The sequence below is a fragment of the Bacillus sp. FSL R5-0709 genome (assembly GCF_038004785.1).
GTDB classification, from domain to species: domain Bacteria; phylum Bacillota; class Bacilli; order Bacillales; family Bacillaceae_G; genus Bacillus_A; species Bacillus_A mycoides.
This window is the reverse complement of the sequence record NZ_JBBORT010000001.1, coordinates 3,874,585-3,900,318: the sequence shown is the minus strand read 5'-3', so window position 1 is coordinate 3,900,318 and position 25,734 is coordinate 3,874,585. Positions and strand designations below refer to the sequence as shown.

Genomic DNA, 25,734 nt, shown 5'->3' with positions numbered 1-25,734 from the left:
TTAGATGAATATTCTAGTTGTAAAAACTCCAGAAGAATTAGCAGAAGCAGGTTATAAGTTAATTAAAGAGGTTGTAAAATCAAAAGAAAATCCAACTTTAGGAATGGCTACAGGAAGCTCTCCATTAGGTATTTATGCAGAAATGCGAAAAAATAAACTTGATACAAGTCATGCAACCACTGTAAACTTAGATGAGTACGTAAATTTACCACACGAAGATAAAAACAGCTATCACTATTTCATGCAAGAACAGTTGTTTGATCATCTTCCATTTAAACAAACTTATGTACCGAATGGGATGGCAAGTGATTTAGAGGAAGAGTGCAAGCGTTATGAAGGCATTCTAGTAGCTAACCCAGTTGACTTACAGATTCTTGGAATCGGTGAAAACGGTCACATCGGATTTAATGAGCCAGGAACACCATTTAATTCTCCAACTAACATTGTAGAATTAACAGAATCTACACGCCAAGCAAACCTTCGCTTCTTTGAAAATGAAGAAGATGTGCCGACTCATGCGATTACAATGGGAATTGGAAGTATTATGAAAGCGAAACAAATTCTACTTGTTGCTATGGGATCTAAAAAGGCAGAAGCTATTAAAGAATTATTGCAAGGTGAATATAGTGAGGCGTGTCCTGCTACAGTTTTACAACGTCATCCGAATGTAACCGTAATCGCAGATCCAGAAGCTCTATCTTTATGCAGTGAGGCGATTGCTGATGAACATCGACAAGTATTCACCATTTCCGATTTATTATCAGATTCAAGAGTGGGTGAAACAGCTAATTGAGGAAGGCGAATGGAAGCCGGGAGATAAAATTCCGTCTGAGAATGAACTTTGTGATAAGTTCGAAGTGAGTCGTATGACAATCAGACAGGCGATTAATAACTTAGTGGAACAAGGTTATTTATACCGGAAACGTGGGATTGGAACGTTCGTCCAACTTCCGAAAGTGGAGCAAAAGTTGCAAGGAATGACGGGATTCACAGAAGATATGATATCTCGTGGTATGAAACCGAGCAGCCAGTTATTAAGTTTCCGCCTAGTTCCAGCTACTGCTAAAATAGCAGACCGGCTGAGAATACAAGAGGGAGAATCGGTTTATGAAGTGAGGCGTACGCGCTTAGCTGATGACGAACCGATTGCATTTGAGACGACATATTTGTCGCCAACTCTTGTGAAAGATATTAACGAAGAAATATTACAACAATCTTTATATGAACATTTAGAGAAAAAACTGGGCTTTAAGCTTGTTCGCGCTACTCAATCAATTGAAGCTTCAATTGCAACGGATAATGAAGCTGAACATCTGCATATTCCTAAAAAGGCGCCTGTACTTGTAATGCGTCAATGGTCATATTCAGAAGGTGAGTTACCGTTAGAGTATGTGAAATGTATTTATCGTGGGGATCGTTACAAGTTTATTACGAACATCGCACGTAACAAGTAATATATTTCAGTTTGTGAAGTACAGTGAACTTTGATGTTTTCAACATGTAAAGAAATAAAAATACGACTCATCCTTATAAGGATCGAGTCGTATTTTTATTTGCTTCTTCATTATAAACAAGTACTTGGTTAACGGCATCTTTGACAGCATCTACTACATAGTGAGCGTGCTCTTTTACCGCATCATCAGCTTGAGACATAGCAAAACTATGAGGAGTTAAGGAAAACATTGGAATATCATTGTAAGAATCCCCTATGCATGCAACCTCCTCTGGTTGTATTTGAAACTCTTGTAATAAAACAGAAATAGCAGAACCTTTACTAATATTTGGTGGCATTACATCTAAACATTGTTCAGCTGAAATGAAAGTACTAACTTTTCCATAGAATTTTTCATCGATCTTTTTTTGAAGGAGTTGTAAGTTTTCCTTTGTTCCACCGATAGAAATTTTATTTGGAAAAATTGTATCATCGATTTTCTGTAATAAATTTGGTTCTTCAACAGAAGTCATTGCTACTTGTTTTTCGAGTTCATGAATAAAAGGTGTCTTTTCTTCAATATAGTAATTATGCTCATCACTTACATAACGGAAATAAGGGTCTTGATTTGTCATAGCTAGTAAATCAGGAAGAATGCTGGAATCAAAATTTGCGGATAATAGTTGCTTATTTTCATTAGTGTATACAAACACACCATTTACACTAATACGATGGAAATTTGTATTTACAGCTTTCATTAAGTCTGCGATTTCATTATCAAGTCGTCCAGAAGCGAAGCAAAGAATAACATTTTGCTCAGCAAGACTGCGAAGTGCCGCAACATCCTGTTCATCAATCAGACCTCCATGCTGCATCATTGTACCGTCAATATCACTTACAAACATTTTAATCATGTTGCTATCTCCTTTCTATGTACAGTTGCTCTTACATTATACGTATCATATACAAACATGTCTAAAAAATGAATTTTTATCAAATGGTAGATGTTTTACATTGACGACAAAGAAGAATGTTCTGTAACATAAAAGTAGGCTATTTAAGTACGAGGGTGGTGTTATATGAGTAATTATCTAGAAATTAAAAAAGTTTTAAATAATAATGTCATCATTGCTAGCCATCCTGAACACGAGGAAGTAGTAGTGATCGGTAAAGGAATTGGATTTGGAAAAAAGGCTGAAGATGTGTTGGAGCAAGAACAAATTGAGAAAATGTTTGTTTTAAAAAATGAACGTGATCGAGAACAATACAAACTTTTAGTGCCGCATGTGAGTGAAAAGCTAATTGAATTGATGAATGATATTATGTTATACATTCAAGAAAAAGCGGAGTCTCCATTAAATGAACATATTCATATCGCTTTAACAGATCATATTTCTTTTGCAATTAAAAGGCTGAAACAAGGACTTACAATAGATAATCCTTTTTTAGTTGAAACGAAAATGCTATATCCAGAGGAATATGAAATTGCTGAAGGAGTTGTGAAACTTTTAAATTCTCGTTTGCAAATTACATTGCCAGAAGGAGAAGTTGGCTTTATCGCACTCCATATTTATAGCTCGCTTACAAACTCTGATTTATCTTCTGTTAATCAAAATTCTCGTCTTATTGCACAACTTGTGTCTTTAATTGAGACAAACCTACAAATTACATTAGACCAAGAAAGCATTCATTATTTACGCCTTATTCGCCATTTACAATATGCTATTGAACGGGTGAAAAAAGGAGAAAAAGTAGAAGAAGCACAAAGTTTTGCTGATTTATTAAAATTAGAATATCCAGTTTGTTACAATTTGGCGTGGAAGCTAGTCAAAGTAATGCAGAACGAATTACAACTTCCTGTTTATGAAGCGGAGAGTATTTATTTAACGATGCATTTACAACGATTAGTGAAAGCAGAACATGTGTAAAAAGACATATATTTTTGTCTAAAATGAAAACGTTAAAAAAAATGATTGAATCGCTTACAATAGTTATGTATAATAACTATTGCAAAGTTATACAAAATTCGACAAACACATTAAGGTAAATAACGAAAACGTTTGCTTTAATTATAGTGAACTTATACGTAATCCTATTTTTGACACGTGTTACTGATTCGATCAGGCATGAGTGGAGAAAAGTTGGGAATGTAAGCTAAAGAAAGGGACATACTACCCTTTGTATAGCTATCGTTCTATCTTTTTTTTCCTCATGCCTTTTTGGCGTTTGTCGAAAAGTATCAATATAGATAAGAGAGGAAGGGTTTCCATGTTTAAGAAGATCTTTGGTGTTCTTCAAAAAGTCGGAAAAGCGCTTATGCTTCCAGTAGCGATTTTACCGGCAGCAGGTATTTTACTTGGATTTGGTAATGCATTTCAAAATCCACAACTAACAAATGTTATCCCTGCTTTAAAAGCAGATTGGTTCGTAATGGTTGCAAAAATTATGGAACAATCTGGCGATATTATTTTCGCTAACCTTGCGCTATTATTCGCAGTTGGGGTAGCGATTGGTTTAGCTGGTGGAGACGGAGTAGCTGGTTTAGCAGCGTTCGTCGGATACTTAATTATGAACAAAACGATGAGTGTATTCTTAGAAGTAGATAAACTAGTGAAAGTAACAAGCACTGGAACAGATCCAGTAAAAATTGGATTTTCAGATCCAGCATATGCAAACGTATTAGGAATTCCAACGCTGCAAACAGGAGTGTTTGGTGGTATTATCGTCGGGATAGTAGCGGCATATTGTTATAATAAATACTTCAACATTGAATTACCATCATACTTAGGTTTCTTTGCAGGTAAGCGTTTCGTACCAATCGCAACTGCAACATTCTCTTTAGTGGTAGGTATTATCATGTGCTTCATTTGGCCATACATTCAGGGTGGCTTAAATACGTTCTCACATCAAATGATTGATGCAAATAGAACGATAGCAGCATTTATATTCGGTTTAATCGAACGTTCATTAATTCCATTTGGATTACATCATATTTTCTATTCACCGTTCTGGTTCGAATTCGGTCAGTATACAAATGCAGCTGGCGAATTAATCCGTGGTGACCAAAAAATCTTTATGGCACAGTTAAAAGACGGCGTAGAATTAACAGCAGGTACATTTACAACTGGTAAGTATCCGTTCATGATGTTCGGTCTTCCAGCAGCAGCTTTAGCAATGTACCATGAAGCACGTCCGGAAAATAAAAAATTAGCAGCTGGTATTTTAGGATCTGCTGCATTAACATCTTTCTTAACAGGTATTACAGAACCGCTTGAATTTTCATTCTTATTCGTAGCACCAGTATTATTCGGAATTCATGCAGTATTCGCTGGTCTATCATTTATGACAATGCAAATTTTAGGTGTTAAAATTGGTATGACATTCTCTGGTGGTTTAATTGACTTCATATTATTCGGTGTACTACCAGGTCGTACGGCATGGTGGTGGGTAATTATTGTTGGTCTTGTACTAGCAGTTATTTACTACTTCGGATTCCGTTTCGCAATCCGTAAATGGAACTTAAAAACACCTGGTCGTGAAGTAGCGAATGCTAATGAAGGCGCAGGGAAAACAGAAGCAGGAGAACTTCCACGTGAAGTATTAGTAGCACTTGGTGGTAAAGAAAACATTGCTTCGTTAGATGCTTGTATTACTCGTTTACGCGTTCAAGTTAACGAACAAAAAAATGTAAATAAAGACCGCTTAAAAGAGCTTGGAGCAGCCGGTGTACTTGAAGTTGGAAATAACATTCAAGCTATTTTCGGACCGAAATCTGACACATTAAAATCACAAATTCATGATATTATGTCAGGCCGTACACCTCATGTTGAAAAAGAAGCGCCTGTAAAAGTGGAAGAAGCTCCTCAACAGGTTGATGAAAATGAAACAATCGTTTCACCAATTGAAGGGAAAATCTTACCGATTACAGAAGTACCTGACCAAGTATTCTCAGGGAAAATGATGGGAGATGGATTTGCGATTGAGCCAACAGAAGGAACAGTAGTTTCTCCGGTTAATGGTGAGATTGTAAATGTATTCCCTACAAAACATGCGATTGGTATTCAGTCTGAAGGCGGAAAAGAAATTTTAATCCACTTCGGTATTGATACTGTAAAATTAAATGGTGAAGGCTTTGAAGCGCTTGTAGCACAAGGTGATAAAGTGAAGCAAGGACAACCATTATTAAAAGTAGATCTTGCATTTGTAAAAGAAAATGCACCATCTATTATTACACCAATCGTCTTTACGAATTTACAACAAGGGCAACAAGTCGAATTGAAAAAAGATGGAAATGTTAAGAAGGGCGAAAACGCTATTATTGACATTCAGTAGGAATTTGACGCAAAATGTTTATAATTATAATAGGCGATGTGGTTGACCGAACATCGCCTATTATATACAATAGATGATGTAGTACTCACGTCTATACAACTAAAAAAATACTGTATTTGAAGGAGATAAATTATCATGGAAAAAATCTTTAAAGTAACTAGCGACTCAGGAATTCATGCTCGTCCAGCAACTCTACTTGTAAACACTGCAAGCAAATTTGGTTCTGACATCAACTTAGAGTATAACGGAAAAAACGTTAACTTAAAATCAATCATGGGTGTTATGTCTTTAGGAATTCAACAAGGCGCGGAAATTAAGGTCACTGCAAATGGTGATGATGCAGCTCAAGCACTAGCAGCTATCGAAGAAACTATGAAAAACGAAGGATTAGGAGAATAATGACTCTTAACATTCAAGGGATCGCTGCATCAAGTGGGATTGCTATTGCAAAGGCTTTCAGACTTGAGAATCCTGAATTTAACATTGAAAAGAAATCAATTACAGACGAAGCTGCTGAAATTGCACGCTTAGACGCTGCGCTTGAGAAAGCAAAATCTGAACTAGAAGCTATTAAGGACCATGCTTTTGCTGAGCTAGGTGCTGATAAAGCTGCTATCTTTGAAGCACATTTATTAGTATTAAATGATCCGGAATTAGTAAATCCAGTAAAAGATAAAGTAAATGGCGAAAAAGTAAATGCTGAATTTGCAATGGATGAAGTTGCATCAATGTTTATTTCTATGTTTGAAAACATGGATAACGAATACATGAAAGAACGTGCTGCGGATATTCGCGACGTAACAAAACGTGTTCTTGCACATTTACTAGGAATTAACTTCTCAAACCCTGGTACAATTTCTGAAGAAGTAATCATCATTGCTGAAGATTTAACACCATCTGATACAGCTCAGTTAAACCGTAAGTATGCAAAAGGTTTCACAACTGATATCGGTGGACGTACATCTCACTCTGCAATTATGGCTCGTTCTATGGAAATTCCAGCTGTTGTTGGTACGAAAGTTGTTATGGAGAAAATCCAAAACGGCGATATCGTAATCATTGACGGTTTAGATGGAGAAGTAATTGTAAACCCATCTGAAGAAACTCTTCGTTCTTTTGAAGAAAAGAAAGCGAAATTTGAAGAGCAAAAAGTTGTATGGGCAAAATTAAAAGACCAAGCAACTGTAACAAGTGATGGACATCACGTTGAGCTTGTTGCTAATATCGGAACACCAAATGATGTACAAGGTATTATCGATAATGGCGGAGAAGGCGTTGGTTTATACCGCACAGAATTCTTATACATGGGCCGTGACAATCTTCCAACAGAAGAAGAGCAGTTCGAAGCGTATAAAGCAGTTCTTGAAGGTGTAAAAGAAGATCAACCAGTCGTTGTTCGTACACTTGACATCGGTGGAGATAAAGAGCTTCCATACTTACATTTACCAAAAGAAATGAACCCATTCTTAGGATACCGTGCAATTCGCTTATGTCTTGATGAGCAAGATGTGTTCCGTACACAACTTCGTGCATTACTTCGTGCTAGCGTATACGGTAACTTAAAAATTATGTTCCCAATGATTGCAACTCTTGATGAGTTCCGTCAAGCGAAAGCAATCTTATTAGAAGAGAAAGAAAGACTTGTTCAAGCGGGTACAACTGTTTCTGATTCTATTGAAGTTGGTATGATGGTTGAAATTCCAGCTTCAGCAGTATTAGCAGATCAGTTCGCAAAAGAAGTTGATTTCTTCTCTATCGGAACAAATGACTTAATCCAATACACAATGGCTGCAGACCGTATGAACGAACAAGTAGCTTACTTATACCAACCATATAACCCATCTATTTTACGTCTTGTAAAAATGGTTATCGATGCTGCTCATAAAGAGGGCAAATGGGCTGGTATGTGTGGTGAGATGGCGGGAGATTCACTTGCTATCCCATTATTATTAGGCTTAGGTTTAGATGAGTTCAGTATGAGTGCAACATCTATTCTTCCTGCAAGAACACAACTAAGCAAGTTGTCAAAAGCAGAAATGGAAACATTAGCAGAAAAAGCATTAATGATGTCAACTGCTGAAGAAGTTGTTGAATTAGTTAAAAGCATATAATAGTAAAAAAACCTGAGTCGATTTGAAATCGGTCTCAGGTTTTTTCTATGAGAAAAGTAAATCTTATTTTGCGGCTATTGAGGATAAAGAACAAAATTAGATAGCGATTGCAACGATATCAGTTGGGCATACACGTAAAATACCAGTAAAACGATTTTGATTCTGATTGTTCTTATCGTCGTTATTGTTATTTTTGTTATCTTTGTCATTACGAGCTAAAGCAGAGAAAAGAGCAACACCGTTAGCGAAACCTTCAAAAATTAAATTACGGAATGATCCGTCGCCTCTAATGCTTAAAAGGGAAATTTCTGTTCCCACTGAAATGCTAGCAAGTACGTTACATACAGCAGTTCGTTGTGGTCTAACTTCTTCTCTCTCTTTCTCGCGATGTTCGCGATGTTCGCGATGGTCACACTCTCTTTCACGATGATGACAGTCTCTAAAGTTATCACAGCATCCAAATGATCCAAACATAATCCTCATCACCCCCTTCACACTTATAATCTATGTAAGTTCGGTAGTCGGTGACTGGACAGATAATGAAAATTTTTCTAGGGGATTTTCTCATTTTAAATGACTAGATGGGTATTTAGTATGGAATGATGTTTAAAATAGGGGAAATATCACAAAAAAATGTAAAGACCACCTCAATGAAATAAATTAGGTAGCCTTTACACTTTTTTGCTTTTATATAAAACGATGATATATACAGGAAGAGCTAGGAGTAGTGGTGCAATGGATCGTGCAGTATGTTTTTCTGCTTCTAATTGTAACGCTTCTTCTTTTGGGAATTGTAACACTGATATGTTTGCAGCATCGCCAATAAAATATAGCAGTAGTACAGTTACTATGTAACTTAAAAGTGCGATAAAGCTTCCGTATGAACTCAATGAAAATCCCTCTCTTGTTATCTATTTGTTATTATTGTATCACAATTGTAACAAAAATACACGGTTATATTTCAATACTTTAACAAATTTCGACACAAAACGCTATATTTGTTTATAGTGATAGCGTAAAAATTACAATTTCTCTATGTGTAGATGTCGAATAATACATTGTAATATTACGGATGTGTGACAGAATATAAAAAAACGAAGGTAATGAAATTACCTTCGTTTTTATTATTTCGCCCATTCACTTACTTGTTCTACGCTCATGCGCGGTGCAGGGTGACCTTTTAAAGTGGATTCACCAATTGTAATAAGCATAATTGGTACGTAACGAGATGAAACATTAAATTCTTCCATTAGTGCTTGTGGGTTGAAACCACCAATTGCGCAAGTATCCCAGCCAGTTGCTTTAGCAGCAAGCATAAGTTGCATTGCTGCTAAAGCAGCATTTGAAAAGGCAGCATCTCGTGGGTATTGCTCACGAGTATATGCAGATTCAATATTTTTAGCTAAGCGCTCTTTTGCGTCTGCTTTCATAAATCCTTGTTCTACAATTGGACCGTAAACAGGTTCAACATTTTTATATGCCTCTAAATCACCTAAAATAGCGACTACGGCAGAAGCATCAAGAATTTGTTGTTGGTTATAAGCAATTGGGTGTAATCGTTTTTGTACATCTTCGCCTTGGAAAACAAGGAATTTCCAGTGTTGCAAGTTCCAAGCAGAAGGTGCTTGCGCAGCTGCTTTTAAAATTTCATGTAACTCTGTAGATGAAATTTCTTTTTCAGGGTTGAATGCACGTGTAGATGTGCGTTCATATAAAACGTTAAAAAAGTCATTGTTTGTCATTATATATCCTCCAAATTAAATATCAACTTAATATAAAATAAATGTAATATACTCTACTTACATTTTGTAAGTTATTGAATTTAAGAATATAATACCTTTATTTTAATTGTCAAGTTTTAAATAGTAAGGCAGGGCATTCATACAAACGATACAATTCATATAATCATACACTAAAAAAGGAATTTCCAGAGCAGATAAGCGAAGATAACATTCTCAATTAGCTTGTTAATATGAGTTCCTCACAATTCTTTATAAAATGATTGTGAGGAATTCAGTAAAACAAGATATATGAAGTGAGTGAAGACTAGTGATGAACATACTACATTTTTTATTAGAGAATACTGTTTTCCAAAATGTATTACAAGATCTTCAGTTGAATGTCCTTTATATAGAAGATGGATGTACACATCAACAAACGATAGAAAACGTCCATCCAAAATGTATGTTTATAGCAAATAGTTTTGAAGAAGGAGAAATATTGTTTCATAGAACTAGACCACATATTGTAATTATGTACGTAACAGATTTTGCTCAAATAAAATATATAAAGAATATATATAATTCACAGAGCACATTCATTATCATTTGGGATCAACAGATAGATAATCAGTTTGCAGATTTACTACTGTTAGGAATACGTAATATTGTTATAGCACCAGTAACTCCACAAGTGGTACTAGAGGAAGTGAATAAGAGTTTATATCAACTTTCTTTATTGCGGCAAGTAGGTTTACAACAAGAATTGCTTCAAACGATGTTTGATTTTCAAAATGATTTATTATTTATAGTAGAAGATGATGAGATTGTTGATTGTAATACGAATTTTTTACAATTCTTCGGACATGATAATTTATTTACGTATCGTGAACAACATTTAGTGTTTGCAGAACATCTTATTAGAGAGAACGGATATTATTCGACGACTCACGATATAACATGGCTGGATGATACTTTATCAAATGGAAGAAGAATTAAAATGTACAATTATGAAGGAGAAGCATTTACTTTTCTATTACGTGCGACACCATTACCAGAAGACTTATCGCGATTTATAGTAAAATGCACAGAGATTACAGAATTAGATGAAATCTATCAAGAGCAAGAAAGATTGGCTATGATAGATTCATTGACAGAAATATATAATCGCTTGAAATTCCAACAAATATTGGAGACAGAGTGGGAGAATGTATTACGTAATGATGAAAAAGTTGCACTTATTTTGTTTGATATAGATAATTTTAAATCAGTAAATGACACATATGGTCATGATTTTGGCGATTTAGCATTAGTACAACTTGCAGATCTTATGAAATCTAAAGTTGAAGATCAACATGTATTTGCAAGATGGGGAGGAGAGGAATTTATAATATTAGTGACAAATACGGTAGAAAAAGAAGCGTTTCAAGTTGCGGAATCATTGCGATTTTTCATTGAAACAAAGCATTTCTCTGGAATTTCGAAATTAACAGCGAGTTTTGGAGTTGCGTTATATGAGCAAGGGATTACAAGAGAAGAGTTAATGCAAAGAGCGGATATTGCGTTATATGAAGCGAAAAAAAATGGGAAAAATCAAGTATGTATATATAGAAAAGAAAAAATGTGATTTTTCGCAACAAATTGTTGCGATTTTTTTTTATTACTTGATAATAGAATATGGGGGACCATTTTAACCGAGAAGCTCCCACTTCAAGTAAGCTCGCAAGAGAGACTAAGTGGTGGGTAGTTCACATGAAGTAATTACGGAGGAACAATATGATAAAAAAAATAACGGTTATGGCTTCACTGTCTGCTGTAGTTTGCGGCGGAGTATACTATTTTCTCTATAGTCCCGATCCAAAGGAACAAGCAGTATTAACAACAAAGGTAACTCCTGCTATTGAGTCAGAGGTACAGGATAATATAGAAGAAGTACAAAAAATTGATTATGCTAGTATATCTCAAAAGTTAGATCAGTATTTAGTAGGAAAGCAATTTAATGGGACAGTTTTGGTGACAGATAAAGAGCATGTTATATTGAATAAAGGATATGGATATGCTGATGTTCAAAATAAAATAGAAAATACGCCTCAAACAAAATATCGTATCGGTTCTATTACGAAAACAGTTGTTGCTACATCCATTCTACAGTTACAAGAACAAGGGAAGTTAAATATCCAAGATAATGTAAATAAATACATTCCTTCATTTCCAGCAGATAAACACATCACGTTATATCACTTATTAACGCATACATCTGGTTTACCGGAAAATGGGGAAGGGAAGGTTAATGTAGCTTCACGTATAAATTTAGTAACTTGGATTGGAAGTCAAAAATTAGAGTTTCCACCAGGAACAGGTTGGAAGTATACGGATTATAATTATATGGTGCTCGCTTATATTATAGAAAATATAACGAAAAAGCCTTTAGGAGACTATGTAAAAGAAAATATATTTACAAAGGCCGAGATGCATGAATCAGGTATGGGAAATATGGTGCCTGGAGATAAAAACTTCACGAAGGGGTATGTGAAGAAAGATCAAGAGCTTGTACTAGCACAAAAATTAGGGATGGACTGGTTATATGGATCGGGTGAGATGTATACGACAGTAGGGGATATGAAAAAATTAGATGAAGCGATTATAAATGGAAAGCTTCTTTCTGAACAAAGTATACAAGCGATGTTTACACCTTCACAAGAAAGAAAATATGCATTTAGCTTTTACATATATCCAGATTATTTCCATAACCATGGTGTACTATCTGGTTGGAACACTTTCAATAATTTTAATAAAGAAAAAGGAACTTTTGTTATTTTATTTTCAAATGTGAAAAATAGTATGGATGATGATTTTAATAAAGAGTTCCGAAAGATGGTAAATGATTTATTAGAACAAAGGGGATGAGAAGATGGAAAATAAAAATTTATCAATAGGTTTCATTGGTATTGGTGTAATGGGAAAAAGTATGGTACATCATTTAATGCAAGGCGGTCATAAAGTATATGTATATAATAGAACGAAAGCGAAGGCAGCTTCTTTAGTGCAAGAGGGTGCGACTTGGTGTGATACACCGAAAGCGTTAGTAAAGCAAGTTGATGTTGTTATGACGATGGTTGGTTATCCTCATGATGTAGAAGAAGTGTACTTTGGGATTGATGGAATTTTAGAACATGCAAATGAAGGTACGATAGCAATTGACTTTACAACATCTACACCAACATTGGCAAAACGTATTAATGAAGTTGCGAAAAGCAAGAATATATATACATTAGATGCACCAGTATCTGGCGGGGACATTGGGGCTAAAGAAGCAAGACTAGCAATTATGGTCGGTGGAGAGAACAGAATATATGATATTTGTTTACCTCTATTTGAAAAACTAGGAACAAATATTCAGTTGCAAGGCCCTGCTGGGAGTGGACAACATACAAAAATGTGCAATCAAATAGCAATTGCTTCTAACATGATAGGAGTATGTGAAGCGGTAGCATATGCGAAAAAGGCTGGACTTAATGCAGATAAAGTATTAGAGAGTATTTCGACAGGAGCAGCAGGTAGCTGGTCATTAAGTAATTTAGCTCCTCGAATGTTAAAAGGAGATTTTGAACCTGGCTTTTATGTAAAGCATTTTATGAAAGATATGAAGATTGCTTTAGATGAAGCTGAAAAATTACAATTACCAGTACCGGGTTTAACCCTAGCGAAGGAATTGTATGAAGAGCTAATCGCAGATGGAAAAGAGAATAGCGGAACACAAGTATTATACAAAAAGTATATAAGGGGGTAAATGGAATGGATCTCCAAAAGTTTGACGAGATGATTGATGCTGTGCAGCGAGCAACTTGTGTACAGATTAATGATAAGCAAAAAGAAGCTTTTAAACAAAAATACGATTTTGGACCAGATTTTGAATATGGAAGAGATGAGAAAGGGCATTATGTTATCCGAAGCTCGAAAAAGATGTTAGAGGAAATGGAGTTTTATTTGGCATTGAAATATGATCGAGATGGAATTGTCCTTTATATGCATGCTGAGATTGAAGGGACATGTCATGTATCCGTTAGCTACAGTGAAGATGCACTTCATTTGCAAGAATTGTTTCAATTTCTAGAAGAAAATAAATAAAAAGTCCTCATTTGAGGACTTTTTATTTATTTAGGCAGGCATAATATTTAAGTTGGATAATTTATCCCGCTATTTGTGGGCAGTAAAACTCCCACTGATTAAAGTTTCACTTTATAGGCTGGAAGCGCGGCGGCATCGTTCAATTGGGAATGGAATAACTTGGGCAATGTGATTAGGGCCGAGCTGTTTCGCGCGAGCATGGCGTAGTATATAAAATGCGCACAGAATAGAAACAGGAATAGCACCATATAAACCGAAAAATAAAGCGCTTACACATGATGCAACAAAACCTAAAACACCAACTTCTAATTCTTCCATAATAGCTCCTAAAATGACAGGAATAGCTCCGCATGTAACTCCTAGTATAAGTGCGATAAGTAAACTCATGATTATCCCCCTCTGTTTGCAATATTCTTTTCCTTCTTATTAGTTGTAGTATATCATACGTAAAACAGAATTTTCAGAAAAATCTCAAAAAAAGTTCAATAAATGTTCAAAAAAAATCCCGAAATATACTTGATAAAGTGGAATTGTGATTCGAGATATTTGATTTAAACAAACGAAAGGGAAAAATCATTTTAGTAAATAAAAAATCAGGCTTACTTCAATGTTATGAAATAAGCCTGGTCCATAGGAGGATGTATATATGTAGAGTGAATAAAAGGTTGGAAAAGGGGTTCCAAGTTCTTTTATTCAACTAGCTACCTTAATAAATTGGAACCCAACCTTCTGTTGTAACAAAAATACGAATAGCTACAACTTGGCGATCATCTTGTAAGGTGAAATAGTGTCTTGCATTTTCAGGCACAGATATAAGATCACCAGGCTCGAGTTCAACGTCAAAGAATCGACCATCTTTTCCTTCAATAGCGAAGATGCCATGACCGCTGACAATAAAGCGAACTTCATCGTCAGTATGATGGTGTTCTTTTTGGAAATTAATTAATAACTCGTCAAGGTTAGGTGTGCTATTTGAAAGTGAAATCACATCATATGCTTTATAACCTCTGCGCTCTGAAACATCAGCAATTTCTTTTGAAAACAACGTTAATATTTCAGCTTTGTTTTCATCTGTTAAGGAGTAATTTTCTTTTAAATGAGTAGGAAGTTTAGAAATATTCCATTTCTCATATAAAACATCTTCTCCTTGTAGAAAGTTTGATACTGCTACTTCATTTTCAATACGAGTATTTTCCTCATGAATACGAATTTGCGCCATTAGAAACGCCTCCTTGAATTGATAATAATTTTATATGAAATTGGAATAAAAACTCATAAGCTTCTAATCTTTTTTTTGCATCAAAGCTATCACGGCCCCATACGGTAATGCCATGGTTTCGAATTAATACTGCTCCTGAATCTCCTTGTATATGCTTTCGGAATTTCTCTCCAAGCGTCGGGATATGAGCATCATTTTCGATAATAGGAATGTTAATCGTTGCACCTTCTTCCCAAATATCAAGAGCTTTAATAATCTCTTGATTTTGAAGGGTGACTGCATCACTATACAAATTTGTGATGACATTGTTATCAGTTGTATGAACATGAAGTACGCACCCGGCGTTCGTATTGTTATAAATATGTGTATGCAATATTGTTTCTGCCGAAGGGCGTAACTCAGTTTCTAAAACGGGAACTCCTTGATGATTTACTAATAAAAAATCATCTGGAGTGGTTTTGGTTTTATCTTTGCCACTTGCTGTAATAAGAAAAGTAAGGGGATCATGACTGACTTTTATAGAAATATTTCCACTCGTTGCTGGAAACCAATTCCGAGTTGTTAATTCTTTTTTAATTTCACTTAAGTCATACCATTGACGAAAAAGTTGTTTCATAATTTCACCTCCAACAAATGTTTTAGTTCAGCTAGAACATCGTGAAATGTTTCAAACGGTGTATAAGCAATACGATTTTCTTCACACTTTGTAATAAGGAAGTCACGGGCGAATACTTTATCTGCTTGTTTCGTTGCTTGTAAATCAGTAATAGAATCTCCAATCACAATATGAAAATCATCTTTAGAGCTTAGTTTACGAATTAATGATGATTTACAGAGACCACAACTATGCTGACATTGCTCGTCACAAGGGTGCGGCCATTTCACTTCAACAAATTCTCCTGAAAAGTCAGTTGCATTACAATAAATTTGTTCTTTAGGGATTATTTCTTGTAAGAGTGGATAGACGAAGAAATCCATTCCACCTGATATAACGTAAAAGGAAATGTTATTTTCATTAATGAATTGTATGAATTCATGAAAACCTGTACGGATTTCAGCAGTTTCTTGTAAAAACTGAATAATATCATCGTGTAGATTAATAGGTATTAATCGAAATAATTGAGAAACACCTTCTTGAATAGAAAGTTCTTGTGATAAAATTTTTTGCTTTATTTCCTCTGCTTCTGGTGGTGCGAATTTTTCCATAATGGACATGATATTATCGTTATTTGTAATCGTACCATCGAAATCACAAAATACTTGAATACTCATAATTTCACCTCATGAGAAGGATTTCCCCATATTTGTAGTGCGCTATGCAAATTTATTTCATCCACTTCATGGAGTGGTTTAGCTTGTAAAGTAGCTTCAATTGCAGCACGGAAAGCTTTGCCACCACCTTGAGCTCCATTTGGATGCCCATGAATCCCGCCGCCGGCATTAATAACAACATCCTTACCAAAATCTCGTAAAATAAAGGGAACGAAACCAGGATGAATTCCAGCAGATGGAACAGAAAAACTTTTCTTGAAATAGTGGTCTTCCTCAGTTAATGCTTCTGTAATGAGAAGAGCTTCCTCTTTTTCTAATGCAACGTTGCCGTATGGTGATGGGAATAAAGAGAAATCAGCACCAGCGTAACGTAGTAATTTTCCAAGTAGTAATGGAGAAGAGAAACCGTATAGTTTCGATGATGAATATGCGCCACTTACAGCAGGGTGTGCCATAATAGGAATTGGAATTTCATCGTCTTCTACAAGTGCTTGCAGTACATCTAATCCATAAGAAAATACATTAAATAAAAGAATGTCTGCTCCAGCTACCACCGCACGTTTCGCGTTTTCTTTTAAATCATAAGTTCGACCTGTTAAATTTACTGCGTATAAAGTTTTATGCCCGTAAGTTTCGTATACAGATTGTAAAACTTCTTTCCCAGATTCAATTCTTTTTATAAGTGGTGTTAATGAGTTTTCGAATAAAATTTCATCATCTTTTACAATATCTACGCCTCCAATTGCCTGATCGCGTAGTTGAGTTTTTAAATATCCAATATTCCGTCCTATCATCCCTTTGAAAATACTCATTAGAAGAGGTCGATCTTGAACTTGTAAAAGGTTTCGGATGCCTTCAATTCCAAATTTTGGTCCAGGGAACTGTTTCTTTAATTCGTCTGAGAATGTTAAATCAATTAGTTTAATTTCTCCATCTAACGAAAGTTTTCCAAATGTTGTTGTCAAAATGGCTGGTAAGTCAGGGCTAAAGTTCAGCGATGGATAATGAATTTTAATGAGTCCACGTGATACTTTTTTGCCAAGGTAAGAGTTAATATGTTCTTGTTCGTCTAACGCTTCAATATGAATGACATTGCCTTTATGTTGTTTTAATTGTTCTTGTAATAAGTGTGGTAAATGAGTCCATGAACCAATTGTTAAACCGATTGCAATTTGTTCTGCTTTCTTTTCTAAGTTGTGAGAATCATCGTGGATTAAATATGTCGCTATAATTCCGCTCATTGTTATACCCTCCTAGTTAAATAAAAAAACCTCTCAGCTAAGGAGAGGTTTTTTTACAACCAGCTCCTTATCTGTCAGCGTAACGCTGCGAGAATTAGCACCGTGTCTACAATTGTAGATCGGTTGCCGGGTTTCGTCGGGCTCGTCCCTCCACCTGCTCTTGATAAGAAGTATTTAGAAATGTTTAAATTTTTAAGATAACTGAATTTTGTCAGATATTTTTTATGTTGTCAATGACTTTTTGAAAAAATTTAATTTATCAATTCGATTAATTGCTTCGCGTAATCTATCTTCTGTATGCAAGAGACCAACACGGACATACCCTTCGCCGTGCTCACCAAATCCAACACCAGGAGCAACTGCAACGTGTGCTTTTTCTAGTAAAATGTCAGAAAATTGCTCAGATGTATATCCTTTTGGAACAGGAAGCCATGCAAAGAATGATCCTGTTGGAATGTTTACTTTCCAACCAATTGAGTGACAAGCTGAAATAAGAGCATTTCTCCGAGATTCATAACTATTAACAAGATCTACCACACAAGACTGCGAGCCTAATAGTGCTTCGCGGGCAGCATCTTGAACTGCACCAAAAATACTAACATACATATGATCTTGCAATAGGTTAATAGTTTCGATGACACTTTCATTTCCTACTGCAAAAGCAATACGCCATCCAGCCATATTGAAAGTTTTCGATAAAGTGTAAATCTCAATACCTGTATCTTTAGCGCCGTCTGCTTGCAAGAAACTAACAGGCTTTTGACCATCGAATCCGATAGCACCGTAAGCAAAATCGTGAACAACTAATATATTATGTTTATTAGCAAAATGAATGGTTGCATCAAAAAAATCTTTTGATGCAGTAGCGCCGGTAGGGTTATTTGGATAGTTTAAAAACATTAACTTTGCTCGCTCCGCAACAGAGTCATCAATTTTTGTATAATCCGGTAAAAAATTATTTTCTGCAATAAGCGGCATTGTTTCAAATTGTGCTTTTGCTAAAGCAACTCCTGATAAATAATCTGGATAGCCTGGATCTGGAACGAGAATAGTATCACCAGGGTTTGTAAAACAAACTGGTAATTCTACTAATCCAGCCTTTCCGCCAAACAAAATAGCAACTTCAGTTTTTGGATTTACTACTACATCATATTCACGTTGATAGAATGTTGCCACGGCTTCTTTTAAGCTTTCGTGTCCGCGAAATGGCGGATATTTATGATGAATGGTCTTTTCAGCAGCATCTTGTAAAGCTTTAACGATATGCTGCGGTGTTGGTTGATCTGGATTACCTTGACCTAGATTAATAACATCGTGACCAGCTGCAACGACTTTGTTAACTTTTGCAACAAGTGAAGCGAAAAATTGTGTTGGCAATGATGTTACTATCTCAGAAGGTTGAAATAATTTCATACTTTCCACCTCTTTTGAAAGTTGTTACAATTCTAGTGACAAATGATATAATCTTTCCAGTATTTTGTAAAGAAAAAAATGAGAATGGGGCTGAAAAAATGAAAGTCGCATGTATTCAAATGGATATTGTCTTTGGAGATGTAGAAAAAAATATTGAGAACGCTAAAAAAAAAATAAGTGAAGCGATGAAAGAAAGACCAGATGTTATCGTCTTACCAGAACTATGGACAACAGGATATGATTTAACGAGACTTTCTGAAATTGCAGATACGGATGGATTAGAAACGAAAGAAAAGTTGAAAGAATGGTCGAAGCAATATGGTGTACATATTGTTGGTGGTTCCATAGCAAAGCAAACAGAGCAAGGGGTTACAAATACAATGTATGTTGTAAACAATGAAGGGAATCTAGTCAATGAATATAGTAAAGTACATTTATTTCAGCTGATGGATGAACATAAATATTTAGTTGCTGGTAATGAGACAGGTGAATTTAAGTTAGATGATGTAGAGTGTGCTGGTACAATTTGTTATGATATTCGTTTTCCAGAGTGGATGCGCGTTCATACTGCTAAAGGTGCAAAAGTTTTATTTGTTGTAGCAGAATGGCCATTAGTACGTTTAGCACATTGGCGTTTGCTTTTACAGGCGAGAGCAGTTGAAAATCAGTGTTATGTTGTTGCGTGCAATAGAGCAGGAAAGGATCCGAATAATGAGTTTGCAGGTCATTCTCTAATTGTGGATCCTTGGGGTGAAGTTGTGGTAGAGGCAAATGAAGAGGAATCAATTTTATTTGGAGAACTTAAATTCGAGAAAATTAAAGAGGTACGTAAAGGAATTCCAGTTTTTGCAGATCGTCGTCCAGAATTATACAAATAAAATGTTGACAAGTGATTTTTATTCTTGGTATAGTCTTCATCATAAAGTTAAAAATTCTAAAAATTATAAAACTCTTATCAAGAGCAGGTGGAGGGATTTGGCCCGATGAAGCCCAGCAACCGACCGTAATACCATTGTGAAATGGGGCGTTTATGACGCCAAAAGGCACGGTGCTAATTCCAGCAGAAAGTAAACTTTCTGGCAGATAAGAGGGGAGAAGATAAACTTCAAACCTCTTTCTTTGTGGAAAGGGGTTTTTCTATTTTAGAAAAACCTCTGAATGAAAAGGAGGAGAAGACGATGGGATATTATTCATTAACTGAAACAACAGCTATACAATATGCGAAAGAACACGGTTATTTTGAAAAGAAAGCAAATGTAGTTTGTCATGAAATTGGAGATGGAAATTTAAATTACGTGTTCAAATTAGATGATGGAGAGAAGTCTATTATAATAAAACAAGCACTGCCATATGCGAAAGTAGTTGGTGAGAGCTGGCCACTGTCTATAAAAAGAGCGACGATTGAAAGTAAAGCATTACAAATTTTTGCGAAGTATGTGCCAGATTATGTTCCGGTAGTGTACAGTCATGATGAAGAGTTAGCAGTTACAGTAATAGAAGACTTATCAAGACTAACAATTACAAGAAAAGGATTAATAGATGGAGAAGGATATCCACTTTTATCCCAGCATATCGGTCGTTTTCTAGCACATGTTTTGTTTTATACTTCAGATTTCGGTTTACAGTCAGAAGAGAAAAGGGTACTAGAAGGTACATTTGTAAATCCAGACCTTAGTAAAATTACAGAAGATTTAGTTTTTACGGATCCATTTGGACATTATGATACGAATGATTATGAGTCAGATTTACAGTCAGTGATTGATGAACTTTGGAGTGACAAAACTTTAAAACTAAAAGTAGCACAATATAAATATAAGTTTTTAACGAGAAAAGAAGCGCTTATTCATGGTGATTTACATACTGGTAGTATTTTTTCATCACCTTCTGAAACGAAAGTGATCGATCCAGAATTTGCAACGTACGGTCCATTTGGGTTTGATATCGGTCAATTTATTGCAAATCTATTATTAAATGCTTTATCTAGAGAAGAAGAAAAGAGAAGTGTACTATTTTTCCATATAGAAAAGACATGGAGTTATTTTGTAGAAAACTTTACGAAGTTATGGATTGGAGAAGGTGTAGAAGCATATACGAAAGAAAAACAATGGTTACCAATTATTTTGCAAAATATCTTTACTGATACCGTCGGATTTGCCGGATGTGAACTGATTCGTAGAACAATTGGCTTAGCTCATGTAGCGGATTTAGATGGGATAGCAAATAAAGAAAATAGAATTCAAGCTAAAAAACAAGCGTTATCCTTAGGTAGAGAACTAATAAAATATGAAGCCAAGGGTGCTGATATTCAACTGTTTCGAACATTATTTCAACAGACAGTTGGAGGCGTAAAAGCATGAGTACAATTATTACTATTCCGAGATCTGTAAGTTGGAAAGGCGATGCAATTGCAGTATTAAATCAAACAAAGTTGCCGCATGTCACTGAATACAAAACATTAACGAATATTGAAGATGTATGGAAAAGTATCATTATGTTAGAAGTACGAGGAGCGCCTGCAATTGGAATTGTAGCTGCGTTTGGTTTGGCGCTTGCGGCAAAGAAATACGATGCTATAAATATCTATGAGTTTCAGAAGAAGTTTAATAGAGATTGTAACTATTTAGGAACATCACGCCCGACAGCAGTCAATTTATTTTGGGCAATCGATCGTATGAGAGAATCTATTCGAGAGATTACTACAATAAAAGAAGCTCAAAAAATATTAAAAGAAGAAGCGCTTCATATTCAGCAAGAGGATGAAATGGTGTGCCGAAGTATTGGAGAACATGCTTTAACATGTTTTAAAGACGGTGATAAAATTTTAACAATTTGTAACGCTGGAAGTATTGCAACTGCTAGATATGGAACAGCATTAGCCCCATTTTATATTGGGAAAGAGAAGGGTGTGCGTTTACATGCGTATACGTGTGAAACGAGGCCGGTTTTACAAGGTGGCCGTTTAACGACATGGGAATTGAAACAAGCAGACATTGATGTAACGCTTATTACGGATAATACTGCAGCACATGCAATTCGAACGAAAGAAATTAATGCGATTATCGTAGGGGCAGATCGAATCGTTGAAAACGGTGATACTGCTAATAAAATAGGAACATTAAATTTAGCTATATTAGCAAAGTATTTCGGTATCCCATTTTACGTTGCAGCACCGTTATCTACATTTGATACTACGAAACAAACAGGTGCTGAAATTGTCATTGAAGAAAGAGATGAAACAGAAGTTACGAAAATTTTTGGGAAACAAGTGGCGCCACTTGGAACGCCTGTATTTAACCCTGCATTTGATGTAACACCGCATGAATTAATTACGGGGATTATTACTGAGAAAGGTATTTTACGTGGAGATTATAAGCAAAAAATTACATCATTATTTGAAAAAATAAGCTAACTGCTCAGTCGCTATATAAAAAAACGGTAGAAAAGCATGTTTTTAAATGGTCGAGAGGGACTGGCTATGTATAGGAGCGGTAAGTGCCTGTTCCTACCACGCGCAACGTTTTAAAACAAAGAAAGGTAGCAAGGTGTAGGACCATTTGTATCTTCATGGTAGCAATCTATATGCTGAAAAATGAAATGTATGGCTGAGTAGTTAAAAAACAAGCTAATAAAAAATAGCTTGTTTTTTATGCCTTAAGTCTTCGTTTCCTCTTATTTATGTAATGAAGGGAGGAGAGAAAGATGGAAGAGTGGATCGGGATGATAGGTAATGTGGGCTTTCCAATTGTTGTAACGCTATATTTACTACATCGCATTGAAAGTAAATTAGACGGAGTGATTGTAGCAATTGAGAAGCTCCCTAAACAATTACTAAAGTAGGAAGATCCTCGCGATAGAAAGTAAAATAAAGTTTGCTCGCGAAGAGCAAACTTTATTTTTTATCCTGCATTAACGGGCAGTAAAAGCCCGATTGGTGAAGGCTAATAATTAGTGGGGATGAACAAAACCCCCACTGATTAAAGTTTCACTTTATTGAGCAGTATAACCACCATCGATAACGACAGCTTGACCAGTTATACCTTTTGCTTTTTCACTCGCTAAAAACATAGCATAATCAGCAATTTCTTGTACTTGTAGCAAACGCTTCTGTGGTACAAGAGGATAAATGACATCTTCTAAAACATTTTCAAGTGGTACATTTCGCGTAGTTGCTAAGTCTTGTAGTTGATTTCGTACAAGAGGGGTATCAACATATCCGGGACAAAGAGCATTTACAGTAATTCCATGAGTTGCTCCCTCTAAAGCAGCAACTTTTGTTAATCCAATTACACCATGTTTCGCACTATTATAGGCAGCTTTTCCAGCGAATCCAACAAGTCCGTTAATCGAAGCAACATTAATAATACGACCATATTTTTGCTTTTTCATAATCGGAAAGGCATGTTTGATGGCGATAAATGGAGCGATTTGCATAATTTTAATAAGAAGCTCGAATTTATCAGTTGGAAAATCTTCAATCGGTGAAACATGTTGCATTCCTGCGTTGTTAATTAATACATCTAATGAACCGAAATGACGAACTGTTTGAGAAAGTGCTGCTGTAATTTCTTCTTCAGATGTAACGTCACATTTTAAACCAATGGCTTGATAGCCTTCTTTTTGCAATTGTTCAGCAGCTTCTTTTGCACGATCTTCAAGGCGATCACTAATGACAACTTTCGCACCTTCTTTTGCGAAAGCACTTCCCATTTCATAACCAATACCGCTCGCAGCACCTGTTAAAAAGACAACTCGATTTGTAACCATGATGAAAAACACTCCTTCATAATAAAAGTTCTCTTATTGCTCTATTTAGAGAGGTGATAATAAAATCCCTGCAAACATTTGGAAAAATATCTTTAGCTATCTTGTTTTGCAAAATAGTCTCTGCTATACTATTTTGTAAAGCAAGGTACTTACGCTTATCTATCTTGTAAAACAAGATAGCAGGAGGATTTCAATTATGTCGACAAGTCAAATGCTGAAAGGGATTTTAGAAGGATGCTTACTTGCTATTATTTCTGAAGGTGAAATATACGGTTATGAAATGAGTGAAAGATTAGCGAAGTATGGTTTTACAATGGCGAGTGAGGGAAGTATTTATCCGTTATTAATACGAATGCAAAAGGAAGGGTTAATAACAAGTGTAATGAAGGAATCTCCATCTGGCCCAAAGCGAAAATATTATACATTAACAGAAAAAGGCGAGGAAGCACTGGATGAATTTATGGATCGCTGGGAAGCGATGCAAAGTAGTGTAGAGCGTCTACTTGAAGGGAAGGGGAGAAAAAAATAATGTTATCAAATGAAGCGCGAAATTTTTTATTAGATATGAGATTATTTTTAACTGCAAAGAGTGTGAAAGAAAGCGATATTGAAAGCTTTTTAGAAGATGCAGAGTTGCATTTAATAGAAGGTGAGGGTGAAGGGAAAAGTGTAGAAGATATTTTCGGAGGTTCACCGAAAGAATATGCGAATGAACTTGTAAAAGTGATGGAAAGGGATAGAAAGGAAAATTGGAAGCAAATTGGTTTTACGGTAATGAATATCGTATCGTTTTGGTTTATTACTTCTATCTTAATAGTGAATAACGGAATTCTACAGATTTCACTTATTCAGTGCATTGGCTATAGCTTTACATTGATCGTAGCTGTAATGGGTCCAAATTTTCTGCTTCGTAAAATGACATTTGTAACAAGTTTTACAAAAACGTGGTTTTCCATGTGGTTTTTAGTCATGATTGCGCCAATGTTTTTATTAGGAGCAGTTCCGATATTAGATATGATATATCCTACAACGATGTTTACGTTGACTCTAGTCCAAAGTTATATATTAGCTGGAGGGATCTTTATCCTCACGGTAGCTATAAATATATATTTTGAAGGATGGTTTAAAAATTTATATTTAATTATTCCGCTTTCTATTATGTTAGTTTTTAAAACGTTCACATCGGAAGATCTCGTGCCAATGTTATTTCAAATTATATGTTTATACGGAAGTTTGTTTATTTTAATCTTCCTTGAAATTATGATGAAGGCGAATAGAAAAGAAACGGTTAATTAAGGGAGGGATTCTAATGCAAGTTTCTAAAGAAGGAGAAAAGTTTTTAATCGATACGAAAGTGTATTTAATTACGAAGGGAATTAAAGAAGAAGATGTAGATGCTTTTCTAGAGGATGCAGAGCTACATTTAATAGAAGGTGAGAAAAAAGGAAAGACGGTAAGTGATATATTTGGTGATTCGCCAAAAGAATATGCAGAAGAATTAGCGAATGAGATGGAGAAGGATAAAGGCGGGAGTATAAAGACTATTTTAGGAATGATAATTGGGATAGGTGGATATTGGTTACTTACAAATATTTTATTTGAAAGTCCGAATCATGAACTTACATTAACGAATGTACAATTGATTGGGTACCCAATTGTTTTAATGATAACTATTGTGGCTATTATTTTTGCTTTTAAGATGTCATCATTTAAAAGCAAAATAAAAGAATTTAGCATTATTTATGTAGCAGCTTTGCTACCAATTTTATTACTAGTATTATTAATGTTTATGAATAAATGGTATGGGACACCTGTATTGCAATTAACTACTATGCAAAGTTATATACTAGCTGGAATTGTCTTATTAGTGTTGTTAATTGGTGAAGCTTTTATACTTGGATGGATTGGAATATTAGCTGTTATCGTACCGCTATTAATTATGTTTGTATTTAAAGAATTAGGGAAGCAAAACCCATATTGGGGAATACTAGAGCCTTTACTTCTGTACGGAAGTTTGTATGTATTAATGCGATGGTCTTTGAAAAATGAGGAGAAAAAAACTGTAAGCTAGCTTTATATTAATAGTGCACGAACTGAATTTTTT

The 25,734-nt window shown here is 35.3% G+C and carries 28 protein-coding genes and 2 riboswitches; of the genes, 17 read left to right on the top strand and 11 right to left on the bottom strand.

Annotated features, from left to right (window positions below; all coding sequences use genetic code 11):
• Nucleotides 1-4: 4 nt before the first annotated feature.
• Together nagB and phnF are read left to right on the top strand one after the other, a co-directional pair.
• A complete protein-coding gene (nagB, locus tag MKX37_RS19800) occupies nt 5-793 on the top strand; it encodes a glucosamine-6-phosphate deaminase (RefSeq protein WP_002033913.1) in 789 nt (262 codons plus the stop codon).
• A complete protein-coding gene (gene phnF, locus MKX37_RS19795; RefSeq protein WP_078172874.1) occupies nt 723-1,454 on the top strand; it encodes a phosphonate metabolism transcriptional regulator PhnF in 732 nt (243 codons plus the stop codon). The genes nagB and phnF overlap by 71 nt, the downstream gene beginning before the upstream one ends.
• A 73-nt stretch (nt 1,455-1,527) precedes the next feature.
• On the opposite strand, the gene MKX37_RS19790 is transcribed toward phnF, so the two are convergent.
• Nucleotides 1,528-2,346, bottom strand: coding sequence for a Cof-type HAD-IIB family hydrolase (locus MKX37_RS19790; protein ID WP_033734224.1), 819 nt, complete (start codon nt 2,344-2,346; stop codon nt 1,528-1,530).
• Between the two features lie 165 nt (nt 2,347-2,511).
• Here MKX37_RS19790 and glcT point away from each other — a divergent pair, with 165 nt between their 5' ends.
• The 4 genes from glcT (at nt 2,512) to ptsP (ending at nt 7,875) form a co-directional block, all read left to right on the top strand.
• Nucleotides 2,512-3,360, top strand: a complete 849-nt coding sequence (gene glcT, locus MKX37_RS19785) for a glucose PTS transporter transcription antiterminator GlcT (RefSeq protein WP_002033914.1) — start codon at nt 2,512-2,514, stop codon at nt 3,358-3,360.
• A 340-nt stretch (nt 3,361-3,700) separates the two neighbouring features.
• Nucleotides 3,701-5,764 (top strand): PTS glucose transporter subunit IIABC, encoded by a 2,064-nt coding sequence (gene ptsG / locus MKX37_RS19780; protein WP_002014901.1) that lies wholly within the window; start codon nt 3,701-3,703, stop codon nt 5,762-5,764.
• 135 nt (nt 5,765-5,899) lie between these two features.
• Entirely contained in the window at nt 5,900-6,163 is a 264-nt protein-coding gene (ptsH, locus tag MKX37_RS19775; protein WP_002033915.1) for a phosphocarrier protein HPr, read from the top strand.
• Nucleotides 6,163-7,875: a phosphoenolpyruvate--protein phosphotransferase gene (gene ptsP, locus MKX37_RS19770; protein WP_078421726.1), complete on the top strand. Its 1,713-nt coding sequence runs from the start codon at nt 6,163-6,165 to the stop codon at nt 7,873-7,875. Before ptsH ends, ptsP begins: the two co-directional genes overlap by 1 nt.
• A gap of 96 nt (nt 7,876-7,971) precedes the next feature.
• On the opposite strand, the gene MKX37_RS19765 is transcribed toward ptsP, so the two are convergent.
• The 3 genes from MKX37_RS19765 to MKX37_RS19755 form a co-directional block, all read right to left on the bottom strand.
• The gene (locus MKX37_RS19765; RefSeq protein WP_003191204.1) at nt 7,972-8,349 is read right to left on the bottom strand and encodes a DUF3915 family protein; all 378 of its coding nucleotides are present in this window, start codon (nt 8,347-8,349) and stop codon (nt 7,972-7,974) included.
• Nucleotides 8,350-8,546: 197 nt separating this feature from the next.
• Nucleotides 8,547-8,765 carry a hypothetical protein gene (locus tag MKX37_RS19760; protein WP_002088422.1) on the bottom strand — a complete coding sequence of 73 codons (219 nt, stop codon included), beginning with the start codon at nt 8,763-8,765 and terminating at the stop codon, nt 8,547-8,549.
• A 234-nt stretch (nt 8,766-8,999) separates the two neighbouring features.
• Nucleotides 9,000-9,617: a nitroreductase family protein gene (locus MKX37_RS19755; protein ID WP_002033918.1), complete on the bottom strand. Its 618-nt coding sequence runs from the start codon at nt 9,615-9,617 to the stop codon at nt 9,000-9,002.
• A 310-nt stretch (nt 9,618-9,927) separates the two neighbouring features.
• On the opposite strand from MKX37_RS19755, the gene MKX37_RS19750 reads away from it, so the two are divergent.
• From MKX37_RS19750 to MKX37_RS19735, 4 genes are all read left to right on the top strand, one after another.
• Nucleotides 9,928-11,220, top strand: coding sequence for a GGDEF domain-containing protein (locus tag MKX37_RS19750; protein ID WP_078421725.1), 1,293 nt, complete (start codon nt 9,928-9,930; stop codon nt 11,218-11,220).
• A 149-nt stretch (nt 11,221-11,369) separates the two neighbouring features.
• A complete protein-coding gene (locus tag MKX37_RS19745) occupies nt 11,370-12,500 on the top strand; it encodes a serine hydrolase domain-containing protein (RefSeq protein WP_002128933.1) in 1,131 nt (376 codons plus the stop codon).
• Between the two features lie 4 nt (nt 12,501-12,504).
• Entirely contained in the window at nt 12,505-13,383 is an 879-nt protein-coding gene (locus MKX37_RS19740) for an NAD(P)-dependent oxidoreductase (RefSeq protein WP_002128930.1), read from the top strand.
• A 5-nt stretch (nt 13,384-13,388) separates the two neighbouring features.
• Complete coding sequence (locus MKX37_RS19735) at nt 13,389-13,721, top strand: DUF3909 family protein (protein ID WP_002014892.1); 333 nt, start codon at nt 13,389-13,391, stop codon at nt 13,719-13,721.
• Between the two features lie 111 nt (nt 13,722-13,832).
• On the opposite strand, the gene MKX37_RS19730 is transcribed toward MKX37_RS19735, so the two are convergent.
• The 6 genes from MKX37_RS19730 to MKX37_RS19705 form a co-directional block, all read right to left on the bottom strand.
• Nucleotides 13,833-14,108 carry a hypothetical protein gene (locus MKX37_RS19730; protein WP_002014891.1) on the bottom strand — a complete coding sequence of 92 codons (276 nt, stop codon included), beginning with the start codon at nt 14,106-14,108 and terminating at the stop codon, nt 13,833-13,835.
• Between the two features lie 319 nt (nt 14,109-14,427).
• Nucleotides 14,428-14,940: a 1,2-dihydroxy-3-keto-5-methylthiopentene dioxygenase gene (locus MKX37_RS19725; RefSeq protein WP_002128927.1), complete on the bottom strand. Its 513-nt coding sequence runs from the start codon at nt 14,938-14,940 to the stop codon at nt 14,428-14,430.
• Nucleotides 14,918-15,556 carry a methylthioribulose 1-phosphate dehydratase gene (locus MKX37_RS19720; protein WP_002128926.1) on the bottom strand — a complete coding sequence of 213 codons (639 nt, stop codon included), beginning with the start codon at nt 15,554-15,556 and terminating at the stop codon, nt 14,918-14,920. The genes MKX37_RS19725 and MKX37_RS19720 overlap by 23 nt, the downstream gene beginning before the upstream one ends.
• Nucleotides 15,553-16,212 (bottom strand): 2-hydroxy-3-keto-5-methylthiopentenyl-1-phosphate phosphatase, encoded by a 660-nt coding sequence (locus MKX37_RS19715; protein WP_002128925.1) that lies wholly within the window; start codon nt 16,210-16,212, stop codon nt 15,553-15,555. The genes MKX37_RS19720 and MKX37_RS19715 overlap by 4 nt, the downstream gene beginning before the upstream one ends.
• Nucleotides 16,209-17,453, bottom strand: coding sequence for a 2,3-diketo-5-methylthiopentyl-1-phosphate enolase (gene mtnW / locus MKX37_RS19710; RefSeq protein ID WP_078421724.1), 1,245 nt, complete (start codon nt 17,451-17,453; stop codon nt 16,209-16,211). The genes MKX37_RS19715 and mtnW overlap by 4 nt, the downstream gene beginning before the upstream one ends.
• 64 nt (nt 17,454-17,517) lie before the next feature.
• Nucleotides 17,518-17,623, bottom strand: a riboswitch (SAM riboswitch).
• Nucleotides 17,624-17,675: 52 nt separating this feature from the next.
• Nucleotides 17,676-18,866, bottom strand: coding sequence for a pyridoxal phosphate-dependent aminotransferase (locus MKX37_RS19705; RefSeq protein WP_002128923.1), 1,191 nt, complete (start codon nt 18,864-18,866; stop codon nt 17,676-17,678).
• Nucleotides 18,867-18,880: 14 nt separating this feature from the next.
• On the opposite strand from MKX37_RS19705, the gene MKX37_RS19700 reads away from it, so the two are divergent.
• The 4 genes from MKX37_RS19700 to MKX37_RS19685 all read left to right on the top strand — a co-directional run bounded on the left by MKX37_RS19700 (nt 18,881) and on the right by MKX37_RS19685 (nt 22,703).
• Nucleotides 18,881-19,744: a carbon-nitrogen family hydrolase gene (locus MKX37_RS19700; protein WP_002131202.1), complete on the top strand. Its 864-nt coding sequence runs from the start codon at nt 18,881-18,883 to the stop codon at nt 19,742-19,744.
• Between the two features lie 71 nt (nt 19,745-19,815).
• A riboswitch (SAM riboswitch) is annotated at nt 19,816-19,956 on the top strand.
• 88 nt (nt 19,957-20,044) lie between these two features.
• Nucleotides 20,045-21,223 (top strand): S-methyl-5-thioribose kinase, encoded by a 1,179-nt coding sequence (gene mtnK / locus MKX37_RS19695; protein WP_078421762.1) that lies wholly within the window; start codon nt 20,045-20,047, stop codon nt 21,221-21,223.
• On the top strand, nt 21,220-22,275 hold the full coding sequence (gene mtnA, locus MKX37_RS19690; RefSeq protein WP_078421723.1) for an S-methyl-5-thioribose-1-phosphate isomerase: 1,056 nt from the start codon (nt 21,220-21,222) through the stop codon (nt 22,273-22,275). Before mtnK ends, mtnA begins: the two co-directional genes overlap by 4 nt.
• A gap of 290 nt (nt 22,276-22,565) precedes the next feature.
• A complete protein-coding gene (locus tag MKX37_RS19685) occupies nt 22,566-22,703 on the top strand; it encodes a YvrJ family protein (RefSeq protein ID WP_002014881.1) in 138 nt (45 codons plus the stop codon).
• 150 nt (nt 22,704-22,853) lie between these two features.
• Here MKX37_RS19685 and MKX37_RS19680 read toward each other — a convergent pair whose 3' ends face one another.
• Nucleotides 22,854-23,630: a 3-hydroxybutyrate dehydrogenase gene (locus MKX37_RS19680; protein WP_002128918.1), complete on the bottom strand. Its 777-nt coding sequence runs from the start codon at nt 23,628-23,630 to the stop codon at nt 22,854-22,856.
• A gap of 196 nt (nt 23,631-23,826) precedes the next feature.
• Here MKX37_RS19680 and MKX37_RS19675 point away from each other — a divergent pair, with 196 nt between their 5' ends.
• From MKX37_RS19675 to MKX37_RS19665, 3 genes are read left to right on the top strand one after another with little or no spacing between them, the layout of a single operon-like run.
• The gene (locus tag MKX37_RS19675; protein ID WP_002014879.1) at nt 23,827-24,159 is read left to right on the top strand and encodes a PadR family transcriptional regulator; all 333 of its coding nucleotides are present in this window, start codon (nt 23,827-23,829) and stop codon (nt 24,157-24,159) included.
• On the top strand, nt 24,159-24,926 hold the full coding sequence (locus MKX37_RS19670; protein ID WP_078421722.1) for a DUF1129 domain-containing protein: 768 nt from the start codon (nt 24,159-24,161) through the stop codon (nt 24,924-24,926). Before MKX37_RS19675 ends, MKX37_RS19670 begins: the two co-directional genes overlap by 1 nt.
• Before the next feature lie 13 nt (nt 24,927-24,939).
• Nucleotides 24,940-25,701 (top strand): DUF1129 domain-containing protein, encoded by a 762-nt coding sequence (locus tag MKX37_RS19665; RefSeq protein WP_016120762.1) that lies wholly within the window; start codon nt 24,940-24,942, stop codon nt 25,699-25,701.
• Nucleotides 25,702-25,734: the final 33 nt, after the last annotated feature.